We start from the raw sequence: 25,756 nt of genomic DNA on the forward strand, positions 1-25,756 counted from the left end.
CGGGCAGCCGGGGCGAGGCCTGGCGGCCGGCCGGCCGGGGCGGGCGCTGGGCACGGGGCGGGCGCTGGGGCCGGCCGGTCCTGGCGGTGGCCGGCGCGGTGCTCGCGTCGGCGAGCAGCCCGGTGGCGGGCCTGTTCGTCGGCCTGGCCGGGGTGGCGCTGCTGGTCACCCGCCGGTGGGCCGACGGCCTGCTGCTCGGGGTCGCGGCGGCGGTGCCGCTGGCGGTCACCGGGCTGCTGTTCGGCGAGGGCGGCTGGATGAACATCAGCGGCACCGACACCCTGCGGTCAGTCACGGCCAGCCTGCTGGTGGCGGCGTTGGTGGCGTACCGGCCGGTGCGGGTGGGGGCGTTGCTGTCGGCGGGCGGGGTGCTGGCGGCGGCGCTGGTGCACACCCCGGTCGGCCTGAACGCGACCCGCCTGGTGACGATGTTCGCGCTGCCGGTGCTGGCCGCCGCCGCCCGGCCACCCGCCCGGCTCACCGCGTGGCTGCCCCGCCGCCGGGCCGCCCCGGGGTCCGGCGGGGCCACCCGACCGGTCCCGCCTGTCGGTCTGTCCGCCGGGACCGGCGCGGTGGCGTTGGCCGTGCTGCTGGCGGCAGTGTGCTGGTGGCTGCCGCCGGTGGTCGCCGCCGACGTCCGCAGCGCCGACGATCCGACCGCCGACCGGGGCTACTTCGCCCCGCTCGCCGCCGAGTTGGGCCGGCGTGGGCTCACCGGGCGGGTGGAGGTGCCGCCGACCCGCAACTACTGGGAGGCCGCGCAGCTCGGCGAGGTGCCGCTGGCTCGGGGCTGGCTGCGTCAGGTCGACATCGGCCGCAACCCGCTGTTCTTCACCACCGTCCCGGGGGCCGGTGGCACCGGTGTGCCGTTGACCGCCGACAGCTACCGGGCCTGGCTGGACGAGTACGCCGTGCAGTACGTCGCCGTCGCCGACGCGCCGCTGTCCTGGGTGGGCCGGGCCGAGGCGGAACTGGTCGGGGCGGGGTTGCCGTACCTGACCGAGGTCTGGTCGGACCGGCACTGGCGGTTGTACGCGGTGACCGACCCGACGCCCCTGGTCGCCGCGCCCGGGGTGCTGGTCCGGCAGGACGCCGCCACGCTGACGTTCCGGACCACCGCCGCCGGTCAGGTCCCGGTCCGGGTCCACCACTCCCCCTGGCTGACCGTCTCACCCGACGCCACCGTCACCGCCGACGGCCCATGGACCCTGGTCACCGTCCCCCGCGCCGGCACCTGGACCCTCCACTCCTGACCCGCCGGCCCCCGCCCCCACCCCGCGCCTACTCACCCCGCGTCTGCTCGCGCCCGCTCGTGTTGATCAAGAGGTTGGCGTCAGCCTGGTCGCCGTTCCTGACGTAAACCTCTTGATCACCGCAGACCACCCCCGTCCGGGCCGGGCGATCAAGAGGTTGGCGTCAGCCCTGCCCCGGATTTTCGACGCCAACCTCTTGATCACCACGCCGTTGCCCCGTGATCAAGAGGTTGGCGTCACGGATTCGCGGCAGGGTGACGCCAACCTCTTGATCAACTCGACTGGGCGGGGGCGGTGGGGCGGGTGGGGCGGGCGCGGACGTGTAGGCGTTCGCCCTGGGGGCCGAAGAGGCTGAGGATCTCGGCCGGCAGCTCGAACGGGTTGCCGAACCAGTGCGGCGTGCGGGTGTCGAACTCGGCGACCTCACCGGCGTCGAGGGTGAGGTCGTGCCCGCCGAGCAGCAGCCGGATCCGGCCGGAGAGCACGTAGAGCCACTCGTACCCCTCGTGCACCTGCGGGGTCGGCTCCCCCGCCGGCACCCGCGGCGGGTACACCATCTTGTACGCCTGGACGCCACCCGGGCGGCGGGTCAACGGCACGATGGTGACGCCGTGCCGGACGACCGGCCGGCGGTGGACCCGGGGATCCCCGATCATCGGCGTGCCGACCAGGTCGTCCAGCGGCACCCGGTGGAAGCGGGCCAGGGCGAGCAGGAGTTCCAGGGTGGGCCGGCGGCCGCCCGACTCCAGCCGGGACAGGGTGCTGACCGAGATGCCGGTCGCCGCGCCGAGCTGACTCAGTGTCACGCCGCGCTGCTGCCGTAGCGCCCGCAGCCGCGGCCCGACCGTGGTGAGCACCTCGTCCGAGGTGATGTCGCTGGGTTCGCCGGTCACCGCACCAGTTTGCCATTCCGGCAACGATTTTTGGCAGTGCGGCGATCCGGGCGGACGATCCGGAGCATCGGCGGGACGGACCCGCGCGGAGGGAGGCAGTGGTCATGACGTACCCGGTGGTGCACGACGTGGTGGTGGTCGGCGGCGGCGCGGCCGGGCTCAGCGGCGCGCTCGCCCTGGGCCGGTTCCGCCGCGACGTGGTGGTGGTCGACGGCGGCACCCCGCGCAACGCCCCGGCCGACCACGTGCACAACTTCCTGACCAACGAGGGTGTCCCACCCGACACCCTGTACGCGACGGGCCGGGCCGAGGTGGCCCGGTACGGCGTGACCCTGCTCGACGCCACCGTCACCGCCGCCCACCCGCTCGACGGCGTACCCGGTGCCACCGGCGCGGGCCCGACCGCCGGCACCGGAGAGAGCACCCGCCCGGCCGGCGGCGGCGGACCGGCGCGGTTCGCGGTGACGCTGGCCGACGGTCGGGTGCTGCACGCCCGGCGGCTGCTGGTCACCACCGGCCTGGTCGACGAGTTGCCCGACGTGCCGGGGCTGGCCGGGCGGTGGGGCCGCGACGTGCTGCACTGCCCGTACTGCCACGGGTGGGAGGTGCGCGACCAGGCCGTCGGGGTGCTCGCCACCGGCCCGATGGCTGCCCACCAGGCGCTGCTGTTCCGGCAGCTCACCGACGACGTGGTGGTCTTCACCCACACCGCCGGGCCGTTGTCCGCCGACGAGGCGGAACGGCTGGCCGCCCGGGGGGTCACCGTGGTCGACGGCGAGGTGGCGGAGCTGGAGGTCACCGCCGACCGGCTCACCGGCGTACGGCTGCGGTCCGGGCGGGTGGTCCCCCGGGAGGCGCTGGTGGTCGCGCCCCGGTTCGCCGCACGGGCCGCCTTCCTCGCCGGGCTCGGGTTGACCCCGGAGGACTTCGTCGTCGGCGGGCACGCCTTCGGTGACCGGATCGCCGCCGACGCCTCCGGCGCGGCCGGGGTGCCCGGGGTCTGGGTGGCCGGCAACGTCACCGATCCGCAGGCCACCGTCATCGCCGCCGCGGCGGCGGGGCTGAAGGCCGCCGCCGCCCTCAACGCCGACCTGATCGCCGAGGACACCGACCGGGCCGTCGCCGCGCGACGCGCGACAGTACCCGGGCAGGCCGCGCCCGCGTACGAGCGGACCGGGGCGGTGGACGACCGCGCCGCGGCCGGGGTCGAGCGAACCGGGAACGTGGTCGAGCGGACCGGGGCCGACGACCGCGACGGCGGGCAGGCCGCAGCGGTGGACGAGGCGACCGCCCGGCACTGGGACGAGCTGTACCGGGGTCGGGAGCGGTACTGGAGCGGGCGGCCCAATCCGCACCTGGTGGACGTGGCCGGGGCGCTGCCGCCGGGCACCGCGCTGGACCTGGGATGCGGCGAGGGCGGCGACGCGGTGTGGTTGGCCCGGCAGGGCTGGCGGGTGACGGCCGTCGACGTCTCCACCGCAGCCCTGCAACGGTCGGCCGCCGCGGTGACCGCCGCCGGGGTGGCGGCCCTGGTCGACTTCCAGCGGCACGACCTGGCCCGGACCTTCCCGGCCGGGGAGTTCGACCTGGTCTCCGCGCAGTTCCTCCAGTCGCCGCTGGAGTTCCCCCGGGCCGAGGTGCTGCGGGCGGCGGCGCGGGCGGTCGCCCCGGGCGGCCGGCTGCTCGTGGTCGAGCACGGGGCGGTGCCGCCGTGGGGCAACGCCGCGCACCACCACATCCGGTTCCCCACCCCGCAGGAGACCCTGGCCGACCTCGACCTCGACCCGGACGGCTGGGACGTCGAACGGCTGGACGCGCCGCAGCGGCAGGCGACCGGCCCCGACGGCCAGACCGGCACCCTGGTCGACCATCTGGTGCTGGTTCGCCGCCGGTAGGGCGGGCCCCGATCTCCGTCCACGATGGGGGGATCCGACCGGAGATCCTCACGGTCGCGGAAATCGCCGAACTACCAAAGAAATCGAGAAGTATTGACGCCCCATTTTCCTTCACGTAGGTTAAGGACCGACAACAGGCCACGGGGGCCTCTGGGAGAACTGTTGGACGACGGCGCAGGCACGTCCTGCCGCCGTACATGCGGGTATCCGCAATTCTCAGCATTGACAGTCGACGTCTCGGTCGAAGGTCGCTCGCTGGCCGGCCATGTGCCGCGTCGCGCCATGCCCCCCGCCACCACTTCACGGGAGGAAACCATGCGACACATCGGGACCACACTCGCGGGCCTCGCCCTCGTCGGCACCACCGTCCTCGCCGGCGCCCCGGCCCAGGCCGCAGCGCCCGCCACGACGGACGCACTGGCCCTGAGCTGCCCCTCCACCGGCGCGCTCTGCCTCTACAAGGACGCCGGCTTCCTCAACATCCTGGACGTGCTCAACGGCAGCGCCAGCCTGGTCAACACCAACGCCGACAACGCGGTCACCTCGGTCCGCAACCGGGGCACCTGCGCCTACAAGCTCTACCGCAACGGCGACCGTTCCGACAGCCCCATCACCGTCGGCCCACGCACCGAGATCTCCAACCTCGGGACGTTCTGGGGCCTGCAGTGGAACGACTCCATCAGCTACGCGCAAATCTGGTGCTGACCCCGCACCATTCGGAACACCATTTTCCGGAGCCTGGAAAATAGTGCGGGAAAAGCGTTCTGCGACCATTTACCAGGCCGTCGCCATCGGGTGACGCGCTCATTCGGCGTACCCTCAGCCGTCCTCGACGCCGGGGCTCAACCCCCGGCGTCGAGGACGCGTTGCATCGCCGCCCGGGACCGCCTGGCGGTGCGCAGGTAGTGGTCGAGGAACTCACCCGGGTCGTCCGCGCCGAGCAGCCGCACCACGCCGGCCAACTCCACCCCGTGCCGTGGCAACTGGTCCCCGGCGCGCCCCCGGACCAGCATCAACGCGTTACGGACCTGGGCGGCGAGGGTCCACCCGGCGGTCATCGCGACGGCGTCCGCCGGGTCGACCAGCTTGGCGTCCCGGGCCGCCGCGAGCGCGTCGAGGGTACGCGTGCCGCGCAGCTGCGGGTACGCCCCGGCGTGCCGGAGCTGGAGCAGTTGCACCGCCCACTCGACGTCGGCGAGGCCACCCCGGCCGAGCTTGGTGTGGGTGGCCGGGTCGGCGCCCCGGGGCAGCCGTTCGTTCTCCACCCGGGCCTTGATCCGGCGGATCTCGACCACCTGTTCCCGGGTCAACCCGTCGGCCGGGTAGCGGACCGGGTCGACCATCTGCTCGAACTCGGTGCCCAGGTCGGCGTCGCCGCAGACGAACCGGGCCCGCAGCAGCGCCTGCGCCTCCCACACCCGCGACCAGCGGGCGTAGTACTGGGCGTACGCGGCGAGACTGCGCACCAGCGGCCCCTGCCGTCCCTCGGGGCGCAGGTCGGCGTCGACCCCGAGCGCCGGGTCGGGGGCGGGGGCCCCGAGCAGGCGGCGCAGTTCCTCGGCGATCGCGTGCGCGGCGGCGCTGGCCGTGCTCTCCGCCGTACCGGCCGGCGGGTCGTAGACGAACAGCACGTCGGCGTCGGAGAGGTAGTTCGACTCGTACCCGCCGAGGCGACCGAGGCCGATCACCGCGAACCGCAGGCCGGGCAGCTCCGGCTGGGCGGCCCGGACGGCGCGCAGCGCGGCGGACAGGGTGGCGTCGGTGACGTACGACAGGCCGGTGCCGACCCGGGTGACGTCGGCCAGCGGGCCGGCAGGCGCGCCGCGCTCGGGTCGCGGGGCCAACCCGCCGGCCCGGCTGAGCACGTCGGCGCAGGCGATCCGGACGAGTTCCCGGCGGCGCAGCGCGCGTACCGCCCGGGTCGCCTCGACCGGGTCGGCGTGCCGGGCCGCGGCGGCGGCGAACCCGTCGCAGAGCACCTCCCGGGGCCGGGGCGTCAGTTCGTTCTCCTCGGCCAGCAGCCGCAGCGCCTCGGGTTCCCGGGCCAGCAGGTCGGCCGCGTACCGGGACGAGGACAGCACCCGGGCCAGCCGGCGGGCCACCGGGCCGGAGTCGCGCAGCAGCCGCAGGTACCACGGGGTGCTGCCGAGCTTGTCGGAGACCTGGCGGTAGTTGAGCAGCCCCCGGTCCGGTTCGGGCGCGTCGGCGAACTCGCTGAGCAGCACCGGCAGCAGGGTGCGCTGGATGGCCGCCGTCCGGCTCACCCCGCCGGTGAGGGCCTGGAGGTGCCGCAGCGCCCCGGCCGGGTCGGCGAAGCCGAGGATCTCCAGCCGGTGCCGGGCCGCCTCCGGGGTGAGCCGCAGGCCGTCGGCGGGCACCCGGGCAACCGACTCCAGCAGCGGCCGGTAGAGCAGCTTGGCGTGCAGCCGGCGTACCTCTGTGGCGTGGGCGACCCAGTCGGCGCGGAAGCTCTCCACGGCGCTGCGGCCCGGGGTGGCGGCGTAGCCGAGCCCGGCGGCCAGCCAGCGCAGCGCGGCCGGTTCGGTCGGCACGGTGTGGGTCCGCCGCAGCGCCTGGAGCTGGAGCCGGTGCTCGACACCGCGCAGGAAGCGGTATCCGCGCAGCAGCGCCTCACCGTCGGCCCGCCCGACGTAGCCGCCGGCCACCAGCGCGCGCAGCGCCGGCACGGTGCCCGGCACCCGCAGCGACTCGTCGCCCCGGCCGTGCACCAGTTGCAGCAGTTGGACGGCGAACTCGATGTCCCGCAGCCCGCCCGGACCCCGCTTGATCTCGCGGTCCAGCTCCTTCGGCGGGATGTTGTCGATGATCCGACGGCGCATGGCGCGCACGTCGGAGACCGCCTCGGGACGCTCGGACGCCCGCCAGACCAGCGGGGCGAGCGCGTCGATCCACTCGCCGGCCAACGCCAGGTCACCGGCGGCCGGCCGGGCCTTCAGCAGCGCCTGGAACTCCCAGGTGCGGGCCCACCGCTGGTAGTAGGCGAGGTGACTGGCGAGGGTGCGCACCAGCGGCCCCCGGTTGCCCTCGGGGCGCAGCGCGGCGTCCACCGGCCAGGCGACCAGCCCGCAGACGTGGATCAGCCGGGCGGCGACGGTGGTCGCGGCGGGCAGGTCCTCGTCGGTCGCGGCCACGAAGATCACGTCGACGTCGGAGACGTAGTTCAGTTCGTCGCCGCCGCACTTGCCCATCGCCACCACGGCCAGCCGGGGCCGGGACGTGCCCGCCGGCAGCTCACCCACCGCGATCTCGTACGCCGCCGCGAGGGTGGCGTCGGCCAGCGCGGACAGCGCCGCCATCACCTGCTCCAGGCCGCGTCCGCCGGTCAGGTCGGCCGCCGCGATCCGCAGCAACGCCAGCCGGTACGCCTGCCGCAGCACCGCCACCGGCGCGGTGGCGGTGGTCAGCCGCCCGGCGAGCGCCAGGTCGAGCCGCCCGTCGGCGGTGGGGGCCAGCCCGTCCGGGGCGGTGCGGAGCACCGTCCACTGACCGGGGTTGGCGACCAGGTGGTCACCGAGGGCGGCGGAGGCGCCGAGCACGGCGACCAGCCGGCGGCGCAGTCCCGGGTCGGCGGCGAGCGCGGCCAGCAGCTCCGATCCGGTCGCGTCGGCGGCGGCGGTGCGGCGTTCGGTCTCCACCATCCGGTGCAGTTGGCGCAGCGCCAGGTCCGGGTCGGCGGCCCGGGAGAGCGCGGCCAGCAGGTCGGCCGCCGACCTGTCGGTGGGTTCCTGCTCGTCGGCCTGCCACAGCCCGAGGCCGTCCGCCCCGAGCAGGTCGGCGGCGCGGACGCCACCGTCGCCCTCGGCGAACCCGTAGCGGGCCAACCGTCCCCTCGTCGGTCTGCTCATCTCAGTGCCCGAGCAGGGGCAGGCTGCGGCGGGTGTCGTCGTCCAGTTCACCGAGGGCGAGGGCGGCGAACCGGACGGCGAACGGCTGCCATACCTCCTCGACGTCGGCCATCACCCGGTCGCAGGCGGCCACCACCAGGTCCTCGTCGTAGCCCAACTCGGCGAGCAGCGCGGAGCCGTGCGCCCATTCGGCGATCATCGCGGTGTCGCACTCGATGTGGAACTGCAGGCCCCAGGCCCGGTCGCCGAGCCGGAACGCCTGGTGCGGGTAGCGGGTCGAGGCGGCCAGCAGGGTGGCGGCCCGGGGCAGCTCGGTGATCTCGTCGGTGTGCCACTGGAGCACGTCCGGGATCAGCGGCACGTACCGGAACAGCAGGTCGCTCTCGGCGGCGTCGCGCCGGCCGACCACCCCCGGGCCCACCTCGGGGCCGGACGGGCTGCGCTCGACCAGGCCGGCGTGCGCGGTGGCGAGCAGTTGCGCGCCGAGGCAGACGCCGAGGGTCGGCACCCGGTGCCGGACCGCCTTGCGCAGCAACCCTTCGAGCTTCGGGAACCAGGGTGCGCCCGGGGTGCCGTCGGGGGCCGGGTAGGCGTGCTGGTCACCGCCGAGCACCACCAGCGCCACGTACCCGTCGAGGTCGTCGGGGATCCCGTCACCGGCGTGCGGACGCAGTACCCGCAGCTCAAGGCCCCCCTCCACCAGCCACTCCCCCAGCCGTCGGGGGTCGTCGGTCGGGTCGTTCTCGATCACCAGTGCGGTTCCCACGCCGTCGAGGCTAGCGGGTGCGTCGACCGCCGCCGGGAACGCCTCGGTCCGCCCGGCGGGGCGGCTATGCTCGGCCGCTGTGACCGCCGACGACCCGTCCGTCCTGCGTCCGCCCGTGCTGCGGGAAGGGGACACGGTGCTGCTGGTCTCCCCGTCCGGGCCGACCCGGCCGGAGCGGGTGGCCCGGGGCATCGAACTGCTGACCGGCTGGGGGCTGCGCCCGCAGGTGGCACCGAACGCGTACGCCCGACGGGGTTACCTCGCCGGTGACGACGCGCTGCGCGCCGCGGACCTGAACGCCGCCTTCGCCGACCCGAAGGTGCGCGGGGTGATCTGCACCCGGGGCGGGTACGGCGCGCAGCGGGTGGTGGACCTGATCGACATGGCCGCCGTGCGGCGGGACCCGAAGGTGGTGGCCGGGTTCTCCGACATCACCGCCCTGCAGTTCGCGCTCTGGCGGGGTGCCCGGCTGGCCGGGGTGCACGGCCCCGGGGCGGCCTGGGTCGACGAGCGGACCCCGCTGCTGTCCGCCGAGTCGCTGCACACCGCGCTGATGACCACCGCGCCGGTCACCGTCGAGGCGGTGCCCGGGGAGGAGACGTATCCGGTGCGGGTTCCCGGCCGGGCGGTGGGCCGGCTGCTCGGCGGGAACCTCTGCCTGATCACCGCCACCCTCGGCACCCCGGACATGCCGGACCTGACCGGGGCGGTGCTGCTGGTCGAGGAGGTGCAGGAGCCGCCGTACAAGGTCGACCGGATGCTCACCCACCTGCGCCGGGCCGGGGTGCTCGACGGCCTGGCCGGGGTCGCGGTGGGCCAGTTCACCGACTGCGCGGACGGCTGGGACACCACAGTCGTGGACGTGCTCACCGACCGGCTGGGCGACCTCGGCGTGCCGGTCCTCGGCGGCCTGCCGATCGGCCACGGTCCCGGGCAGCTCACCGTCCCCGTCGGCACCGGCGCCACCCTGGACGCCACCGCCGGCACCCTCACCGTCACCCCCGCCGTCCGGTAACCCCCGCCCCGCCGCCCTCGCGCCGCAGGCATCGCCTCGGTCCGGTGATCAAGAGGTTCGCGTTCAAGGAAAGCGCATTCCTGACCGAAACCTCTTGATCACCGAGGCCAGGGGTGGAATTTTCAGCTGGCGGACAGGGTCGGGACGGGGGTTTTCCAGGTTCGGCGGTCACTGTCGGTGACGTCAACAGCACCGACCCATGGAGGACTGATGTCCCGCACGATGTCGAAGAAGCAGCTGCTGGTCGGCCTCGCTGCCGCCGGCGTGCTCGGGGTGGGGATCGCCGCTCCGACGGTGGCCTTCGCCGAGGAGTCGGCGACCCCGACCGCCGGCGTCAGCAGCGAGGCCGAGCCGGGCGCCGACCGGCAGCAGCAGCGCGCCGACCGGCAGAACGAGTTCGCCGAGGCGCTCGCCAAGGAGCTGGGGGTCGACACCGACAAGGTGACCGCCGCCCTGGAGAAGGTGCGTGAGCAGCACCGCCCCAAGGGTGACCGGCCGGAGCGCCCGTCGCCGCAGGACCGGCAGGAGAAGCTGGCGGAGCGGCTGGCCCAGGCGGTCAAGGACGGCAAGCTCACCCAGGAGCAGGCCGACGCGATCACCAAGGCCGTCGAGGCCGGGGTCTTCCCGGGCCCGGCCGGGCGCGGCCACCACGGCGGCCCGGAGGGTACGCCCGGCAAGTGACCCACCTGCGGCCCACCCGACCCGGCGGGCCGAAGATCGACGCAGCAGGGCCGAAGTTGCGGTGTCCGACGCACTGGGACACCACAACTTCGGCCCCCTCGTCTCAGGCGGTGGCCCCTGAGGAGAAGAGGCCGAGGTGGGTGCCCACCGGGTCGCGCAGCAGGGCGAGGGTCAGGCCGCCCGGCGTGGTCCGGGGCGGGGTCAGCACCGTGCCGCCCGCCGCCTCGGCCCGCCCGCACGCCTGCGCCACGTCGGCCACCTCGGCGTAGAGGATCGCGTAGCCGGGTGCGCCCTCGGCGAGAGCCCGGATGCCGCCGCCGATGCCGGTCGGCTCCCCCGCCGTGGTCGTCCGGTAGGAGCCGCCCTCGGCCGTTCCCTCCTCGGTGAAGGTCCAGCCGAACAACTCCGCGTAGAAGCCCTGCGCCTCGTCCGGCCGGTCGGTGCCGATCTCGAACCAGGTGACGGGTGTGCTGGTCACGCGTTGCCTCCTGTTCCCCCGCCGACCGGGTGGCCGGCGGGCTCGGCAGCCAGCCTCCCGGGTGTCCGCGACACCGTCCTGTCGGTGTTTACCGACCGGTCCGGACACCGATCCGTCAGACGGCCCGCGCGCCGACCGGTCGGGCGGCCCGCGCCGGGCTCACAGTCAGACCAGGGTCAGCCGGCGCACCCGCTCGGCCGGGACGTCCAGGTCGGCCGGGGAGAACTCCCGGGTCACCCGCTCCGGCGACGCCTCGACCGCGACGATCCGGTCGGTACGGAAGCAGCGCAGGCCGGCGCGCAGCCGGCACCAGGCGAGCAGGTACCAGTGGCGGTCGTTGCCGAGGTAGCCCAGCGGCTCGACCTCGCGCGCCGAGGACACCCCGCAGCGGTCGGCGTACCGCAGGCGCAGCACCCGGCGGGCGGCGACCGCGTCGGCGACGACGGCCGGGACGGAGGTGGCCGGCCCGGAACCGACCAGCAGCACCCGGCCGGCGAGCAGGCGCGCGTCGGCGGCGTCGGCGGCCGGCAGCACCGCGAGCAGTTTGCGCAGCGCCGTGCCGCCGGCCATGGCGAACGGGGTGCCGGCGAGCCGGTGCAGGGCCACCGCCATCGCCACCGCCTCGGTGGCGGTCAGGTTGACCGGCGGCAGGGTGTGCGACCGGTCGACCACGTAACCGCCGGTGCGGCCGGGCTCGGCCCAGATCGGCACGCCGGAACCCTGGAGGGCGACGATGTCGCGTTCGACGGTGCGGGTGCTCACCTCGAACCGGTCGGCCAGCCAGCGGGCGCTGCGCGGCCGGGGCGACACCGCCCGCAGTTCCTCCACCAGGGCATAGAGACGATCCGTCCGGTTCACCCCCGCACGCTACGACGGGGGTACGACACCTGCCCCCGGTTCAGGCGATGCAGGCGCAGACGATCAGGGCCGCGCCGAAGTGGGTGGCGGCGCTGACCCGGGCCGCCGGGTGCGGCTGGTCCGAGCAGATGACCTCACCGAGCTTGCCCGGGGTGAGCAGGTCCAGCACACCGAAGGCGAGCGCCATGACGGCCAACCCGATCAGGCCGAAGAGCACCGTCGAGGCGAGCCCCTTGGCGAAGTCGTCGTAGCTGGTGACGATCGCGGTGAAGACGATGCCGGCGACACCGAGCTGGTTGGCGGCCAGCAGCAGCCCGGCGTTGCCGTTGCGCTGCACCCAGATCAGCTCGCGCAGCTTGCCCGGGGTGAGCACGTCGACCAGCACGAAGCCGGCCGCCATCAGCGCCACCCCGACGACACCGAACACGACGCTCTGCCATGCTCCGGTGAGCAGATCTTCCAGCACCGACGGCCTCCCGACCTCCTGCGCCCGGCGGAGGTGCCGGCACGGTGATCGAGACGATAGCGGCACCGCGCAACCCCCGACACCCTCCGCAGCGGCGGATACGCGGGACGCCGGTGCAGCCGGGCCGCCCCGGCCGGGCGCGGACGACCCGGCCGGCGGCGGTACGCGCTACAGCGACAGGTAACGCTGCCGCTCGTACGGGGTGACCTCGCGGCGGTACTGCTCCCACTCGGCCCGCTTGTTGCGCAGGAAGAAGTCGAAGACGTGCTCGCCGAGCACCTCGGCGACCAGCTCGGAGCCGGCCATCACGTCGATCGCCTCGGACAGGTTCTCCGGCAGCGCCTCGTAGCCCATCGCCCGCCGTTCGGCGCTGCTCAACGACCACACGTCGTCCTCCGCGCCCGGCGGCAGCTCGTAGCCCTCCTCGATGCCCTTGAGGCCGGCGCCGAGCATGACGGCGAACGCCAGGTACGGGTTGGTCGCCGAGTCCAGCGACCGGACCTCCACCCGGGCCGAGTTCGGCTTGCCGTACGCGGGCACCCGGACCAGCGCGGACCGGTTCAGGTGCCCCCAGCAGACGTACGCCGGGCTCTCGGTGATCCGGTCCGGCAACGCCTGCGGGAACAGCCGCTTGTACGAGTTGACCCACTGGTTGGTGACGGCGGTGTACTCCCGGGCGTGCATCAGCAGGCCGGCGATGAACGACTTCGCCACCTTCGACAGTTTCATCGGGTCGCCGGAGTCGTGGAACGCGTTGCGCTCCCCCTCGAACAGCGACAGGTGGGTGTGCATGCCGCTGCCCGGCTGGTCGGTGAACGGCTTCGGCATGAAGCTGGCCTGCACGCCGGTGGAGAGCGCCACCTCCTTGACCACATGCCGGAAGGTCATGATGTTGTCGGCGGTGGTCAGCGCGTCGGCGTACCGCAGGTCGATCTCCTGCTGGCCGGGGGCGACCTCGTGGTGGCTGAACTCCACCGAGATGCCGATCCGCTCCAGCGCCAGCACGGCCTGGCGGCGGAAGTCCCGCGCCACGGCGTGCGTGGTGTGCTCGAAGTAGCCGCCGGTGTCCACGGCGGTGGGCACCGAGCCGTCCTGCGGGCCGTTCTCCAGCAGGAAGAACTCGATCTCCGGGTGGGTGTAGAAGGTGAAGCCCTTCTCGGCCGCCTTGGACAGCATCCGGCGCAGCACGTGCCGCGGGTCGGCCCAGGACGGGCCGCCGTCGGGCAGCAGGATGTCGCAGAACATCCGGGCGCTCTCGCCGCTGACCCCGCCCTCGAACGGGAACACCTGGAAGGTCGTCGGGTCCGGCATGGCGACCATGTCGGACTCGAAGACCCGGGCGAAACCCTCGATGGCCGAGCCGTCGAACCCGATGCCCTCCTCGAAGGCCGCCTCCAGCTCCGCCGGGGCCACTGAGACGCTCTTGAGCGTGCCCAGCACATCGGTGAACCACAGCCGGACGAACCGGATGTCCCGCTCTTCCAGCGTACGGAGGACGAACTCCTGCTGACGGTCCACTTCCCCAACCCCTCGCCACGTACGTCCGGCACCGGTCGGCCGGTCCGTCCTGACCGCCCAGTCTTCACCGGCCTGGTTAAGCAGACGTTACGCGACCTGCCGTCGCTCGTCCTGCGGTGTCCCGACGGCCGGATCGTCGGGCGGCCCCGCCACCAGCGGCGGGCCGGGCGGGCGCGGCGAAAGGGTGGCCGGTGTCTCGTCGGAGCCACCGGATTGACCGGCTGTCGCTGGGGCAAGATGAGGGCATGCCCACCCTGCGTCTGGCCCTGTGCCAGGTCAACCCGACCGTCGGCGACACGGCCGGCAACGCCGAGCTGATCCGCGCCTGGACCCGTCGGGCCGCCGACGCCGGCGCCCAACTGGTCGCCTTCCCGGAGATGGTGCTCACCGGCTACCCGGTCGAGGACCTGGTCTTCCGTCGTTCCTTCGTCGCCGCCTCGCAGGCCGCGCTGCGGCAGCTCGCCGCCGACCTGGCCGCCGACGGCCTGGGCGACCTGCCGGTCGTGGTCGGCTACCTGGACGCCGACGGTCCGCCGCAGGTCAGCGGGGACGCCCAACCGGGCCGGGGGGCCCGCAACGCCGCCGCGCTGCTGCACCGGGGCGGGGTGGTGGCCCACTACTTCAAGCACCACCTGCCCAACTACGGCGTCTTCGACGAGGACCGCTACTTCGTGCCCGGCGACACCCTGACCGTGGTCCGGGTGGGCGGGGTGGACGTGGCGTTGACCATCTGCGAGGACCTGTGGCAGGCCGGCGGCCCGTTCGCGGTGGCCCGGCAGGCCGGCGTCGGCCTGGTGGTCAACATCAACGGCTCGCCGTACGAGCTGAACAAGGACGACGTCCGGCTGCCGCTGGTGCGCCGCCGGGCCGCCGAGGCCGGTGCACCTGTCGCGTACGTCAACATGGTCGGCGGCCAGGACGAGCTGGTCTTCGAGGGCGACTCCATGATCGTCACGCCCGACGGCGACCTGCTCACCCGCGCGCCGCAGTTCGTCGAGCACCTGCTCGTGCACGACGTGGCGCTGGCCGGGGCGGGCCCGCACGCCGCCGACACCGAGGATCTCGCCGACGGGATGCGGGTGGTACGCCGTACCGTCGAGGGGGTGCCGGCGGCCCCGAGCGGGCCGGCGGCCGACGGCGGCCTGATGGCCCCGGTGGCCGACGAGGCCGAGGTGTGGCAGGCGCTGGTGCTGGGCCTGCGCGACTACGTCAACAAGAACCGGTTCCCCTCGGTGGTGCTGGGCCTGTCCGGCGGCATCGACTCGGCGGTGGTGGCCGCGCTGGCCGTCGACGCGCTCGGGCCGCAGCGGGTGGTCGGCGTGTCACTGCCCAGCCAGCACTCCTCGGAGCACTCCCGGGCCGACGCGGAGGACCTCGCCAAGCGCACCGGCCTGGACTACCGGGTCGAGCCGATCCAGCCGATGGTGGACACCTTCCTGGCGAACATCTCGCTGTCCGGCGTGGCGGTGGAGAACCTCCAGGCCCGGGTGCGCGGGGTGATCCTGATGGCACTGTCGAACCAGGAGGGCCACCTGGTCCTCACCACCGGCAACAAGAGCGAGCTGGCGGTCGGCTACTCGACCCTCTACGGCGACTCGGTCGGCGGGTTCAACCCGGTCAAGGACGTCTGGAAGACGCTGATCTGGCGGCTGGCGAAGTGGCGCAACGCCGACGCGGCCCGCCGGGGCGAGACCCCGCCGATCCCGGAGAACTCCATCGGCAAGCCCCCGTCGGCCGAGCTGAGCCCCGGCCAGCTCGACAGCGACAGCCTGCCCGACTACGACGTGCTGGACCCGATCCTGATCGGCTACGTCGACGGCGACCTGGGCCGGGCCGGCCTGGTCGAGTCCGGCCACGACCCGGCGGTCGTCGACCGGGTGCTGCGGCTGGTGGACACCGCCGAGTACAAGCGTCGGCAGTCCGCGCCGGGTACGAAGATCTCGATGAAGGCGTTCGGCCGCGACCGTCGGCTGCCGATCACCAACCGCTGGCGCGAGGACGGCTGAACGACCTCGGGCCGGCCGCCGGCCGGTCGAGCAGTCCCGGGCCGGCCGCCCTCCGGTCGGCTGGGCACCCGACGCCGGCCGGCCCCGGTCGGTCGGCGTCACCCCGGCGGAGTGAAATCCTGCACTGTTCCCTGCCGTCGACAGGTCGCGCGGTGCGACGATCGCGGCAGAACCCGGGGACCGCGACAGCGGCCTCGAGGAAAGGAGACAGTCATGGTGGAGTCCACCCCGACCGAGGTGACCGCCCTGTACGGCGGGCCGGCCACCCGCCGGGTCCGCACCCGCGACCTGATCGCCGCCAAGGAGCGCGGCGACCGGTGGGCCATGCTCACCTCGTACGACCAGTACACCGCCGGGATCTTCGACCAGGCGGGGATTCCGGCGCTGCTGGTCGGCGACTCGGCGGCGAACAACGTGTTCGGCTACGAGACCACCCTGCCGGTGACGGTCGACGAGCTGCTGCCGCTGGTGCGTGCCGTGGTCCGGGCGACCCGGCACACCCTGGTCGTCGGCGACCTGCCCTTCGGCTCGTACGAGGAGGGGCCGACGCAGGCGTTGCGCACGGCGGTGCGGTTCATGAAGGAGGGCGGCTGCCACGCGGTGAAACTGGAGGGCGGCCGGCGCTGCGCCGACCAGATCGCGGCGATCACCGGGGCGGGCATCCCGGTGATGGCGCACATCGGTTTCACCCCGCAGAGCGAACACACCCTGGGCGGCTACCGGGTGCAGGGGCGCGGCGACACCGCCGACGAGGTGCTCGCCGACGCGCGGGCGGTGGCCGGGGCGGGCGCGTTCGCGGTGGTGCTGGAGATGGTGCCGGGCGAGGTCGCCAAGCGGGTCACCGCCGAACTGGCGATCCCCACCGTCGGCATCGGCGCGGGCCCCGACACCGACGCCCAGGTGCTGGTCTGGCAGGATATGGCCGGGCTGCGGACCGGGAAGGCCCCCCGCTTCGTCAAGCGCTACGCCGACCTGGCCGGGACGCTGACCGAGGCGACCCGCCGGTTCGCCGACGAGGTACGCGGCGGCGGGTTCCCCGCCACCGAGCACACCTTCTGAGTACGGGCGGTGGGGCGGTGCCGCCGCCCCACCGTCACGGAACGACCCACCGACCGGGGGTGACCGTGGTGCGGCGGGAGCGGCTAGGGTTCCGCCCGTGGATCATGTTCGCTTGTCAACTGTCGTCCTGACCTGTGTCTCCGTGCTGGCCCTCGCGGCGTGCAGCGAGGCGGAACCGTCGACCACTGCCGCACCGTCGGCGTCGGCCACCGCTGCGGCCCCGTCGGCCGCCACCGACCCGACCACCATCGACCCGGGCACCGGCGGCCCGACCGCCGCCGCCGACCCGGCGGCCGACAAGAAGCTCTGCACGGCGGCCAAGAAGATCGCCGACACGACGAAGGCCGACGTGGTGAAGGCCGCGACGTCCGGTGGCGACCCCACGCCGACCATCCGCAAGGCCTACACGGAGATGGCGCAGGAGTTGGCGAAGGCCACCACCGGCGTCCCCACCAGCGAGGCGGTCACCGCGCTGGCCGCGTTCGGGGCCGCGTCCGGCCGGGCGGCGACCGCGCCGAACCTGGACACCGCCGCCGACGCCCCCGAGTTCCAGAAGACCAGCGCGATGGCGAACGCCGCCTGCAAGAAGGCCGGCGTCGACACCAACTTCTGACCACCCCGCCGAGGATCTTGGAGGGAACCGGCCCAGGGGCACTTCCCTCCAAGATCACGGTGGAAGGCAGAAACGGCGTGGGTCAGAGGTCGGTGACCCGGATGCCGGCGTGCGCCCGGTAGCGCTTGTTGATGGCGATCAGGTTGGCGGTGAACGCCTCGATCTGGTGGGCGTTGCGCAGCCGGCCGGCGTAGATGCCACGCATACCGGGGATACGGGCGGCCAACGCGCCGACGATGTCGACCAGTTCCCGATCCTCGGTGCAGATCAGCACGTCGAGGTCGATCCGGTCGATCTCCGGGTCGGCCAGCAGCGGCGCGCTGACGTGGTTGAACGCCGCACAGACCCGGGAGTCGGGCAGCAGGGCCGCCGCCTGCTGCACCGCGCTGCCCTCGGCGACCGGCAGCGCGTACGGGCCCTGCCTGTCGAAACCGAGCGGGTTCACGCAGTCCACGACGATCTTGCCGGCCAGTGGTCCGGCCAGCGCGCCCACAGTGGCCGCGTGCCCGTCCCACGGCACCGCGACGACCACCACGTCGCTACGGCGGGCCACCTCGTCGTTGTCCGCGCCGGTCACGTCGACCCCGGCGGGCAGCCGGGGCAGCGCGGCGATCTCCGCCGCCGCCTCGGCCGCCCGGTCGGCGGACCGGGACCCGATCAGCACCCGCTGGCCGGCACGGGCGAACCGGTAGGCCAGCCCCCGTCCCTGGTCGCCGGTGCCGCCGATGATGCCGACGGTCAGCCCGGACACGTCGGGGAGGGTGCTCGCGTCGTATGCCATGGCGTCATCCTCGCAAACCGCCACGCCACCAGCGGCGCAAGGCGCTGTGACGCTGACCGCCCCGCCGTGCGGCACCGCCCCGGGCCGGACGGCGGGACCCGCCGGGGCCGGGTTCAGGCCCGCTCGAAGAGCACCTTGCGGCCGACCGGGTCGGCGGTGACCAGGCGTACGGTGACCCGCTCACCCCGCGGCAGCTCCCCGGTGCAGCGGGCCCGTACCGGCGGATCGTCCAACGCCACCGTCCCGCCGGGGACCCGGCCGGGCTTCGCCGGGCCGTTCGGGGGCGCGTCGGCGTCCAGCACCGCCGCCGAGAACGTCTCCCCCACCCGGTGCTCCAGCAGCACCGCCTCGGCCAGGTCGATCGCGCCCCGGGTGGCCGCACCCGCCGTCCGGTCGGTCGAGGCCATCACCTCCGGCAGCCGGGGCAGCGCCGACCGGGCCCACTCCGGCACGTCGCGGCCCTCGTGCAGGGCCAGGCACACCTCCGTGGCGTACCGGTCGGCCAGCCGGCGCAGCGGGGCGGTGACGTGGGCGTACGCGGCGGCCACCCCGCCGTGTTCCGGCTGCTCCGGCAGCTCACCGTCGAACGCCGTGTACGCCGCGCCGCGCATCAGCTCGGCCGCCTGGTCGACGAAGGCGGCGGCCCGGGGTCGGGAGGCGTCCAACCCGGCCAGCACCTCGCCGACCCGTACCCCGTCCGGCCAGTGCACGCCCAGCGGGGCCGCCGCCGCGCGCAGCCGGGCCACCGCCTCCGGTTTCGGGGCCGGCATGGTGCGCAGCAGCCCGATCCGGCCGGCCAGCATGATGTCCGCCGCCGCCATCCCGGTGAGCAGGGAGATCTGGGCGTTGTGGTCCTCCATCGGGCCGGGACCGCGCAGCACCAGCCGCCACCCGTCCCCGTCGGGTTCGACGTCCTGCTCGGGCAGCGGCAGGTTGACCGCGCCCCGGCGCAGGCCACGGGCGGTGAGCAGGGCGCCGATCTCGGGCAGCAGCGCGATCGGGTCGGGCAGCAGGCCGGCGTCGGCGGCCACCTGCACGCCCGGGTAGTCCAGCTTGGCGCGGCTGCGTACCAGGGCACGTTCCAGCCCGACGGCGACGGTGGCCCCGTCGGCGTCGAGGTCGATGGTCCACAGCACGGCCGCCCGGTCGACGTCGGGCAGCAGGCTGGCGGCACCCTCGCTGAGGGTGTGCGGATGCAGCGGCACGTTGCCGTCGGGCAGGTAGACGGTCTGCCCGCGCCGCCAGGTCTCCTCCTCCAGCGGCCCGCCGGGACGTACGTGGGTGGCGACGTCGGCGATGGCGTACCGCACCCGGTAGCCGCCGGGCCGACGGCTGAGGTGCATCGCCTGGTCCAGGTCGCGGGAGGTGGCGGGGTCGACCGTGACGAACGGGACGTCGGTACGGTCGGCCACGGCGGGCGGTGGGGCGTCGGCCGCCTCGTCCGCCTCGCGCTGCGCCGCGGCCGGGAAACTGTCAGGCAGTCCCAGCTCACGGCGCAGCGCGCCGAAGTCGATGCGGGGCGCGAGCACACGTCGGATGACCACGGGTCAATCCTGGCAGCGTGCCGCGTGATCCGCTCTCCGGCGGGCGGGCCGCGGGCTCCGTACGGTCAGCCGGTGGCCTTGCGGGCGCGCGCCGGTGCGGTGGCCCGCGCCGCCGCCGTCCGCGCGGGTGCCTTACGGGCGGTTGCCTTGCGGGCGGTGGCCTTGCGGGCGGTCGTGCCCGTGGTCTTCGTCGCCGCCGTCTTGCGGGCGGTCGTCGCGCTCGTCTTCCGGGCCGGCGCCGCCTTCGCGGTCGACTTCGACGCGGGGGCGGTCCTGGCGGTCGACTTGCGGGCCGGGGCCTTCGTGGCGGCGGTCTTCTTCGCGGGCGTGGCCTTCTTCGCCGCCGTGGTCCTCTTCGCCACCGTGGTCTTCTTCGCGGGCGTGGCCCTCTTCGCGGGCGTGCTCTTGCGGGCCGCCGTCGTCTTCGCGGGCGTCGTCTTCTTCACGGCCGTGGTCTTCCTGGCGGCCGTGCTCTTCGCGGCGGGTGTCGTCTTCCTGCCGGGTGACGTCTTCTTCACGGCCGTGGCCTTCTTGGCTGCCGTCCGGGCGGTCGCGGTGGTCTTCTTCGCCGCCGCCGCGGTCGTCCGCTTCGCCGTGGTGGTCTTCTTCGCCGCCGTGCTCCGGGCGGCGGCCGTGGTCTTCTTCGCCGCCCCGGCGGTCTTACGGGCGGCGGTGGTGGTCTTGCTGGCGGCCTTCTTCGCCGGGGCCTTCGTCGCCGTGGACCTCGACGCGGGTGCCTTCGACGCGGCGCTGCGGGCCGCCGGCGCCTTCTTCGCCGTCGACTTCGAGGCGGGAGCCTTCGACGCGGTGCTCCTGGCGGCCGGGGCCTTCGTCGCCGTGCGGGTCGCCGTCTTCCTGGCGGTGCCGGTGGACGGGGTCCGGCCCGAGCCAGCGCCCGCCGCGCTCGCCGTGGCCCGGCCGGCCGACGCCTTGCGGGCTGCGGCCGTGGTCGTGGTCGAGCGGCGGGCCGCGGTGCTCCGGGTCGCGCCTGCGGTCCGTTGCGCGGCGGCGGTCTTCGTCGCGGCCGGGCGGGTGGTGGCCTTTGCTGCTTCGGCCATCTCGGTTCCCTCCTTGGGGACATGCTCCCGCGTGCCTCCCCACGGAGGCACGGAGTCCTCGACGCGGGCCGTCCCGCGCCGTTCAGTTGCCCTCCCCGGCCCAGCGGGCGTCTTCGGCCTCCCACGCCTCGTTACGCTCCTGCACCTTCTGCAGGGCGTTCTCCGCGTCGGCAGCCGAGGGATACGGTCCGAGAACGTGCTTGGCAGGGCACACGTCGGCATCGGTCTCGACCCGGTGGTGTCGGGTGCACCAGTAGTAGTGCCCACCACTTCCGCTGTCGTTCATGAGATCACTGTGCACCGGGCGCAGCCCGACCGCCACCGGATCGCCGCAATTGGTCGCGACCACATCCACAGTAGACGTGCTCGCCGGCCCCGGGGGCGAAACCGCGAAATCCGTCCCGACCTGCCCGGACGTCACCGGAACCACCCCCGGCGACACCGCGTCGGCCCGGGTTGCGGGGCCTCCGCGACGCCGCGCGGGATGGGCCGGAAAGCCGGTGGTACGACGCCGGACACCCCCGGCAGAATCGAGCTTCGTGATCATGACGGGGACGTGTCCGCACTGCGCCACGGCGACGGTGTCCATCCGTACGGCGATGCCCTGGTGCCCGGACTGCGAGTGGAACCTGGACGGCTACGACCCGGGACGGCAGGCACCCGAGTTCGGCTGGGGACGGGTCGACAGGCGTACCCATCGGATCGCCGCCCGGCTGAACCGTCGGCAGTACGCCGTGCTCGTGGACCGCCCGCTGGAGTCGACCGGGCCGGGGACGGCGGGAGCGGTGACGGCGGTCGTCTCGCTGCTGCTGACGGTCGGGGTGCTGGCACTGGCCGGACTCGGTTGCTGGCTGCTCTTCGCGTACCCCTTTCCGAATGTCGCGGTCCTCCTCGGGGTGGCGCTGATCGCGCTGGCGGTGGTGCTGCGGCCCCGGTTCGGGCGGCTCGATGCCGAGCTGGAGGTGCTCGACCGTTCGCAGGCGCCGGAACTGCACGCGCTGGTCGCGCAGGTCGCGGCGGCGATCGGCGCGCCCGTGCCGCAGGTGGTCGGGGTGGACGGCAGCTTCAACGCGTACTCGACGGCGGTGGGGTTGCGGCGGCGGCGGGTGCTCTGTCTCGGGCTACCGCTGTGGGGTGCCCTCGACGGGGCGCAGCGGGTCGCGCTGATCGGTCACGAACTGGCGCACTTCGTCAACGGTGACGTACGCCGGCTGCTGGTCACCCAGCCCGCACTGACGATGCTCGGTGACGCCGCCGACCTGCTCCGGCCGTCCCCCGCCCGCCGCGCCGACGGGTTGCTGGAGATGGTCGGCGAGGCGGTGGGCCGGGCGATGTCGTGGGTGTTGTCCCGGCTGCTCTTCGGCGTCCACCTGCTGCTGGTCTGGACGGCGTTGCGGGACAGCCAGCGAGCCGAGTACCTGGCCGACGAGTTGGCCGCCCGGGCGGCGGGCACCGACGGCGTACGCGACCTGCTCGACGTCCTGCTCAGCGGGGACGCGGTGGACAGGGTGGTGCGGCAGGCGTCCCGGGCCGGGGAGGGGCCGGCGGCGTGGCGGTCGGGGGTGGCGCTGGCCCGGACGGCGGCGGCCGCGCGCATGCCGCTGGTCCGCCAACTGTCGGTCCGCGACGAGGCGTCGCTGTTCGCCGCGCACCCGCCGGCCGGGCTGCGCCACCGGATGCTCACCGCCCGCACCCCGCAGGAGCCGACGGTGACGCTGGACGGGAGGCGGATGGAGCGGCTCGACGTGGAGCTGACCCGGCACTTCGACCGGACGGCCCGGACCGTGGTCTGGTCCGGCTGAGCCGTCGTCCGCGGTGTCGACGGTCGGGACGGTCGTCGGGCCGGGACCCGCGGGGGCTGGCGGATCAGGGACTTCCGGCCCTACCGCCCGAACCAGGTACTTGGTATCAGCTCACGCCCGGATGGACCATCCCTCGGCCTGGCCCTCTTGACGGGACCGCCGGCCGCTGCGGGTCGGCCGGACAGCCCCGATGCGGCGGCCCCGAGTGCGACCGACCCGGGGTGTGTGCGAGCCTCGTCAGACCTCTTGCGGCGCTGCCATCACCCGCCACCTGGGTGGGACGACGACGATGTCGACGGCGCCGCCCTGCCGAACCGGGAGAACACCACCGTGGCTAGCCTGGACGTCGCCCTGAAGAACGCGATGAACATCGACGGAGCGATCGGGGTGGCGCTCGTCGACTACAGCAGCGGCATGACCCTCGGCGTGGCCGGTGGCACCGGCGAGATCGATCTGACCGTCGCCGCCGCCGGCAACACCGACGTCGTCCGCGCCAAGATGCGCACCCTGGAGATGCTCAAGATCGAGGACGAGATCGAGGACATCCTGATCACCCTCGGCAGCCAGTACCACCTGATCCGCCCGCTGACCGGCCGCACCGGCAAGGGCCTCTTCCTCTACCTGATGGTGAGCAAGAGCCGGGCCAACCTGGCGATGGCCCGGCACCAGTTGCGCACCATCGAGGAGAGCCTGGAACTGTGACCGCAGACAAGACCGAGACCATCCTGCCCCGGCGCTCGGCCCGCGCCGCCCGCGCCGCCACCCCACCCGCCGCCCGGCCGCTTCCGCCGTCGCTGGCCGGGGACCGCTCGCTGCCGTACCCGGCGATCAGTCGTGAGCTGGCGGAGTTGCGGCACGAGATCCCCGGGGTGCACGGCTGTGTCCTGGGTGGCGTCGACGGCCTGCTCATCACGCACAACCTGCAGAACGAGGTGGACCCGAACGACCTGGCCGCGCTCGCCGCGACCACCTTCGGCCTGGGCCGGCAGGTCGGCATGCGGCTCGGCCAGGGCGACTTCCAACAGTCGACGGTCCGCAACCAGGGCGGCTACCTGAGCGTCTACGCGGTCAGCGAGCAGGCCCTGCTCGCCGTGATCGGCACGGACTCCGTCAACGTCGCCCGGCTGCACCTGCACGCCCCGGGGGTGGCCGGCCGCATCGCGGCGCTGCTGACCCGGGTTCCGACCGAGGCCTGACCCGCGCGGCGGGGGCACGGCCGAGCACGCCGTGCCCCCCGCCGTACGGGACGGGGACCCGATCTAACGGGCGAATCCCGACCTCTGTCCACACTCCACCGCACCAGCCGACCAGACCCCCTGGAACTGGCTTTTCCGAAATAGTCTCCACTGCGGGAAATAGTAATCCCAGACAGGCCGAAAACGCGCGACACGGCAACGATACTTGACCGCGAAAGTAACTACGTCGACACATATTTCTGATCAAGTCGACGCATGCGACTCTCCGTATCCGCACCTGCGACGCGGGCCACGCGTCGGCGATTTCTGCTGCTGTCAGGGCTGCTCGCGATGGCCGCCCCCCTGGTAGCCACCCCCGCCGAGGCAGAGCGTGCCGTCGGCTCCGGCGTCACCATGCCCACCTGCGCCTGGTCGTCGAAGTACGGGGCGACGAGCCTGAACGCCTACTGGCCGGACACCGCCGCCACCTACTGGTCGACCATCTATCCGGTCACGCCGGGCCTGGAAATCACCCTTTCCGGGGTCTTTCCCGACGCCAGGTACGCATCATTCAACGTGTACGACGACAAGCCCACGTACTTCACCCGCAACGGCGTCAGTTCCAGCATGCCGGATTACCTCATCACACCCGACGCGGGCAGCCAGAATCCGTGGCAGACCGGTGCCGCGCCGGGTGGGCGGTTCACCCTCACCATCACCCCCGAGGTGGCCTTCGGACAGGCCAACCGGCTGCCCCTGGCCCGGGAGGACGCCCTGCCCGGCGCGAAGGCGTCGGTCATCTTCCGGGTCTACCTGCCGGCCGGTGGTGACGCGACCGTCGTCCTGCCCACCATGACCCTCACCCTCGACGGGGTGTCGCAGACCCTGCCGCCCTGCCCCCCGGGAGGCGGCGGCACCCCCACCACCCCCACCACCCCGGCGACCGCGAACGCCCGGGAGGCGGGGCCGTCCGGCGCGGGCGGTCACGGTGACGGGCCGGGGCATCCCGGCGGACCGGGCGTACCCGGACACCACCCCGGCGGACCGGGCGGGCCCGGCCACCCAGGTGGACCTGGCCCCGACGGCCCCGGCCATCCCGGTGGACCTGGTGGACCGGGTGGACCGGGCGGGCCCGGTGGGCCCGGTGGGCCCGGAGGACCTGGTGGACCTGGTGGGCCCGGTGGGCCTGGTGGGCCCGGTGGGCCTGTTGGGCCCGGTGGGCCTGGTGGGCCCGGTGGGCCTGGTGGGCCCGGTGGGCCCGGTGGGCCCGGTGGGCCCGGTGGGCCTGGGCATCCGGAGGAGACCGGGCAGAAGCTCTTCACCCGGACGTCGGAGGTGGAGAACCTCGCCCCCAATCCGGACAACGCCTACCTCGGGACCTGGGTCAGCCCGCCCGCCGCGGACCAGGTACTGGTGATCCGGGGTCGGGCACCGAGGGCGGTCACCGGCAACCATCCGGGCGTCTGGCCGCGCCGGCACGCAGACCTGCGCTACTTCTCGATGTGCACCAACCTCGGCGGCCAGGTCAAGCCCGTCGTGATCAACCGGTTCACCGACGCGCCGGCGAGCCTCGGCTGCCGCTACGACGACGACACCCGCCTCGACCGGCACGGCTACTACACGTACGTGCTCGGTCGGGAGCAGCAGCGGGCGGCCATCGAGGCGGTGGCCGACGCGACCTTCCTGCCGTTCTCCGTCTCCTACCCGGTGGCCCCGCACATGGTGCTGCTGCGGAACCTGCTGCCGGTGGCGGGATTCCCGCACGCCACCCAGAACGTGCCGGTGGACAGCTCGGCGGAGACCGCCGCCACCGTGATGGGGCCGCACTATCCGCTGCTGAAGGTGTGCTCCCTGGCCAGCCTGGCCGCTGACGGGGGTCGCGTGTGCACCGCCTGAGTTGAGCAGACGGGTCGTCCGGGCGTCGACGACGCCCGGACACTCCTGTCGTTGCACACGCCCGATCGGATGCCCGACAGCGGTAAACCCTGCACCACCCGCCCAGGGGTGTTACTCCACGGAGAGCCGTTGA

Annotated in this window: 23 protein-coding genes; 12 read left to right on the forward strand and 11 right to left on the reverse strand. The window is 74.0% G+C overall.

Annotated features, from left to right (window positions below; all coding sequences use genetic code 11):
• A partial coding sequence (locus B5D80_RS33915) for a hypothetical protein (protein WP_088644804.1) occupies nt 1-1,253 on the forward strand: 1,253 nt, incomplete at its 5' end.
• A 272-nt stretch (nt 1,254-1,525) separates the two neighbouring features.
• Here B5D80_RS33915 and B5D80_RS16675 read toward each other — a convergent pair.
• On the reverse strand, nt 1,526-2,146 hold the full coding sequence (locus B5D80_RS16675) for a helix-turn-helix domain-containing protein (RefSeq protein WP_245854659.1): 621 nt from the start codon (nt 2,144-2,146) through the stop codon (nt 1,526-1,528).
• 104 nt (nt 2,147-2,250) lie between these two features.
• On the opposite strand from B5D80_RS16675, the gene B5D80_RS16680 reads away from it, so the two are divergent.
• Nucleotides 2,251-4,041: an SAM-dependent methyltransferase gene (locus B5D80_RS16680; protein ID WP_088644868.1), complete on the forward strand. Its 1,791-nt coding sequence runs from the start codon at nt 2,251-2,253 to the stop codon at nt 4,039-4,041.
• Nucleotides 4,042-4,356: 315 nt separating this feature from the next.
• The gene (locus tag B5D80_RS16685; protein WP_088644805.1) at nt 4,357-4,746 is read left to right on the forward strand and encodes a peptidase inhibitor family I36 protein; all 390 of its coding nucleotides are present in this window, start codon (nt 4,357-4,359) and stop codon (nt 4,744-4,746) included.
• Between the two features lie 137 nt (nt 4,747-4,883).
• Here B5D80_RS16685 and B5D80_RS16690 read toward each other — a convergent pair whose 3' ends face one another.
• Nucleotides 4,884-7,907: a bifunctional [glutamine synthetase] adenylyltransferase/[glutamine synthetase]-adenylyl-L-tyrosine phosphorylase gene (locus B5D80_RS16690; RefSeq protein WP_088644806.1), complete on the reverse strand. Its 3,024-nt coding sequence runs from the start codon at nt 7,905-7,907 to the stop codon at nt 4,884-4,886.
• A 1-nt stretch (nt 7,908) separates the two neighbouring features.
• The gene (locus B5D80_RS16695) at nt 7,909-8,673 is read right to left on the reverse strand and encodes a type 1 glutamine amidotransferase (RefSeq protein WP_088644807.1); all 765 of its coding nucleotides are present in this window, start codon (nt 8,671-8,673) and stop codon (nt 7,909-7,911) included.
• A gap of 79 nt (nt 8,674-8,752) precedes the next feature.
• On the opposite strand from B5D80_RS16695, the gene B5D80_RS16700 reads away from it, so the two are divergent.
• Both B5D80_RS16700 and B5D80_RS16705 read left to right on the forward strand, forming a co-directional pair.
• Nucleotides 8,753-9,688 (forward strand): S66 peptidase family protein, encoded by a 936-nt coding sequence (locus tag B5D80_RS16700; RefSeq protein ID WP_088644808.1) that lies wholly within the window; start codon nt 8,753-8,755, stop codon nt 9,686-9,688.
• Between the two features lie 210 nt (nt 9,689-9,898).
• Nucleotides 9,899-10,369 carry a hypothetical protein gene (locus tag B5D80_RS16705; RefSeq protein WP_088644809.1) on the forward strand — a complete coding sequence of 157 codons (471 nt, stop codon included), beginning with the start codon at nt 9,899-9,901 and terminating at the stop codon, nt 10,367-10,369.
• A gap of 103 nt (nt 10,370-10,472) precedes the next feature.
• On the opposite strand, the gene B5D80_RS16710 is transcribed toward B5D80_RS16705, so the two are convergent.
• The 4 genes from B5D80_RS16710 to glnA form a co-directional block, all read right to left on the reverse strand.
• On the reverse strand, nt 10,473-10,847 hold the full coding sequence (locus B5D80_RS16710) for a VOC family protein (protein ID WP_088644810.1): 375 nt from the start codon (nt 10,845-10,847) through the stop codon (nt 10,473-10,475).
• Nucleotides 10,848-11,012: 165 nt separating this feature from the next.
• The gene (locus B5D80_RS16715) at nt 11,013-11,705 is read right to left on the reverse strand and encodes a helix-turn-helix transcriptional regulator (RefSeq protein ID WP_088644811.1); all 693 of its coding nucleotides are present in this window, start codon (nt 11,703-11,705) and stop codon (nt 11,013-11,015) included.
• Between the two features lie 40 nt (nt 11,706-11,745).
• Nucleotides 11,746-12,171 (reverse strand): DUF350 domain-containing protein, encoded by a 426-nt coding sequence (locus tag B5D80_RS16720; RefSeq protein ID WP_088644812.1) that lies wholly within the window; start codon nt 12,169-12,171, stop codon nt 11,746-11,748.
• Between the two features lie 168 nt (nt 12,172-12,339).
• On the reverse strand, nt 12,340-13,689 hold the full coding sequence (glnA, locus tag B5D80_RS16725; protein ID WP_088644813.1) for a type I glutamate--ammonia ligase: 1,350 nt from the start codon (nt 13,687-13,689) through the stop codon (nt 12,340-12,342).
• Nucleotides 13,690-13,934: 245 nt separating this feature from the next.
• On the opposite strand from glnA, the gene B5D80_RS16730 reads away from it, so the two are divergent.
• The 3 genes from B5D80_RS16730 (at nt 13,935) to B5D80_RS16740 (ending at nt 17,367) form a co-directional block, all read left to right on the forward strand.
• Nucleotides 13,935-15,695: an NAD+ synthase gene (locus B5D80_RS16730; RefSeq protein ID WP_088644814.1), complete on the forward strand. Its 1,761-nt coding sequence runs from the start codon at nt 13,935-13,937 to the stop codon at nt 15,693-15,695.
• A gap of 213 nt (nt 15,696-15,908) precedes the next feature.
• Nucleotides 15,909-16,754, forward strand: a complete 846-nt coding sequence (gene panB, locus B5D80_RS16735) for a 3-methyl-2-oxobutanoate hydroxymethyltransferase (protein WP_088644815.1) — start codon at nt 15,909-15,911, stop codon at nt 16,752-16,754.
• A 112-nt stretch (nt 16,755-16,866) separates the two neighbouring features.
• A complete protein-coding gene (locus B5D80_RS16740) occupies nt 16,867-17,367 on the forward strand; it encodes a hypothetical protein (protein ID WP_144081694.1) in 501 nt (166 codons plus the stop codon).
• Between the two features lie 82 nt (nt 17,368-17,449).
• On the opposite strand, the gene npdG is transcribed toward B5D80_RS16740, so the two are convergent.
• From npdG to B5D80_RS34370, 4 genes are all read right to left on the reverse strand, one after another.
• A complete protein-coding gene (gene npdG / locus B5D80_RS16745) occupies nt 17,450-18,148 on the reverse strand; it encodes an NADPH-dependent F420 reductase (RefSeq protein ID WP_088644817.1) in 699 nt (232 codons plus the stop codon).
• Nucleotides 18,149-18,261: 113 nt separating this feature from the next.
• Complete coding sequence (locus B5D80_RS16750) at nt 18,262-19,692, reverse strand: RNB domain-containing ribonuclease (RefSeq protein ID WP_088644818.1); 1,431 nt, start codon at nt 19,690-19,692, stop codon at nt 18,262-18,264.
• Nucleotides 19,693-19,757: 65 nt separating this feature from the next.
• Nucleotides 19,758-20,750 (reverse strand): histone, encoded by a 993-nt coding sequence (locus B5D80_RS33920; protein ID WP_211291534.1) that lies wholly within the window; start codon nt 20,748-20,750, stop codon nt 19,758-19,760.
• Nucleotides 20,751-20,832: 82 nt separating this feature from the next.
• Nucleotides 20,833-21,297, reverse strand: a complete 465-nt coding sequence (locus B5D80_RS34370; RefSeq protein ID WP_245854661.1) for a hypothetical protein — start codon at nt 21,295-21,297, stop codon at nt 20,833-20,835.
• On the opposite strand from B5D80_RS34370, the gene B5D80_RS16765 reads away from it, so the two are divergent.
• From B5D80_RS16765 to B5D80_RS34805, 4 genes are all read left to right on the forward strand, one after another.
• Nucleotides 21,296-22,552, forward strand: a complete 1,257-nt coding sequence (locus B5D80_RS16765; protein ID WP_088644870.1) for a M48 family metallopeptidase — start codon at nt 21,296-21,298, stop codon at nt 22,550-22,552. The two genes, B5D80_RS34370 and B5D80_RS16765, sit on opposite strands and share 2 nt — an antisense overlap.
• A 330-nt stretch (nt 22,553-22,882) precedes the next feature.
• Nucleotides 22,883-23,254 (forward strand): hypothetical protein, encoded by a 372-nt coding sequence (locus B5D80_RS16770; RefSeq protein ID WP_088644871.1) that lies wholly within the window; start codon nt 22,883-22,885, stop codon nt 23,252-23,254.
• The gene (locus B5D80_RS16775; protein WP_211291535.1) at nt 23,251-23,748 is read left to right on the forward strand and encodes a roadblock/LC7 domain-containing protein; all 498 of its coding nucleotides are present in this window, start codon (nt 23,251-23,253) and stop codon (nt 23,746-23,748) included. The genes B5D80_RS16770 and B5D80_RS16775 overlap by 4 nt, the downstream gene beginning before the upstream one ends.
• 330 nt (nt 23,749-24,078) lie before the next feature.
• Nucleotides 24,079-25,623 (forward strand): hypothetical protein, encoded by a 1,545-nt coding sequence (locus tag B5D80_RS34805; protein WP_281253468.1) that lies wholly within the window; start codon nt 24,079-24,081, stop codon nt 25,621-25,623.
• Nucleotides 25,624-25,756 lie beyond the last annotated feature (133 nt).

Source organism: Micromonospora wenchangensis (assembly GCF_002210435.1).
GTDB classification, from domain to species: domain Bacteria; phylum Actinomycetota; class Actinomycetes; order Mycobacteriales; family Micromonosporaceae; genus Micromonospora; species Micromonospora wenchangensis.

Excerpts from the sequence above, each read along its gene's own strand:
- B5D80_RS16690 (WP_088644806.1), bottom strand. The coding sequence starts at position 7,907 with ATGAGCAGACCGACGAGGGGACGGTTGGCCCGCTACGGGTTCGCCGAG.
- B5D80_RS16685 (WP_088644805.1), top strand. The coding sequence starts at position 4,357 with ATGCGACACATCGGGACCACACTCGCGGGCCTCGCCCTCGTCGGCACC.
- B5D80_RS34370 (WP_245854661.1), bottom strand. The coding sequence starts at position 21,297 with ATGATCACGAAGCTCGATTCTGCCGGGGGTGTCCGGCGTCGTACCACC.
- B5D80_RS34805 (WP_281253468.1), top strand. The coding sequence starts at position 24,079 with ATGGCCGCCCCCCTGGTAGCCACCCCCGCCGAGGCAGAGCGTGCCGTC.
- B5D80_RS16765 (WP_088644870.1), top strand. The coding sequence starts at position 21,296 with ATGACGGGGACGTGTCCGCACTGCGCCACGGCGACGGTGTCCATCCGT.
- B5D80_RS33920 (WP_211291534.1), bottom strand. The coding sequence starts at position 20,750 with ATGGCCGAAGCAGCAAAGGCCACCACCCGCCCGGCCGCGACGAAGACC.
- B5D80_RS16705 (WP_088644809.1), top strand. The coding sequence starts at position 9,899 with ATGTCCCGCACGATGTCGAAGAAGCAGCTGCTGGTCGGCCTCGCTGCC.
- panB (WP_088644815.1), top strand. The coding sequence starts at position 15,909 with ATGGTGGAGTCCACCCCGACCGAGGTGACCGCCCTGTACGGCGGGCCG.
- B5D80_RS16730 (WP_088644814.1), top strand. The coding sequence starts at position 13,935 with ATGCCCACCCTGCGTCTGGCCCTGTGCCAGGTCAACCCGACCGTCGGC.
- B5D80_RS16680 (WP_088644868.1), top strand. The coding sequence starts at position 2,251 with ATGACGTACCCGGTGGTGCACGACGTGGTGGTGGTCGGCGGCGGCGCG.
- npdG (WP_088644817.1), bottom strand. The coding sequence starts at position 18,148 with ATGGCATACGACGCGAGCACCCTCCCCGACGTGTCCGGGCTGACCGTC.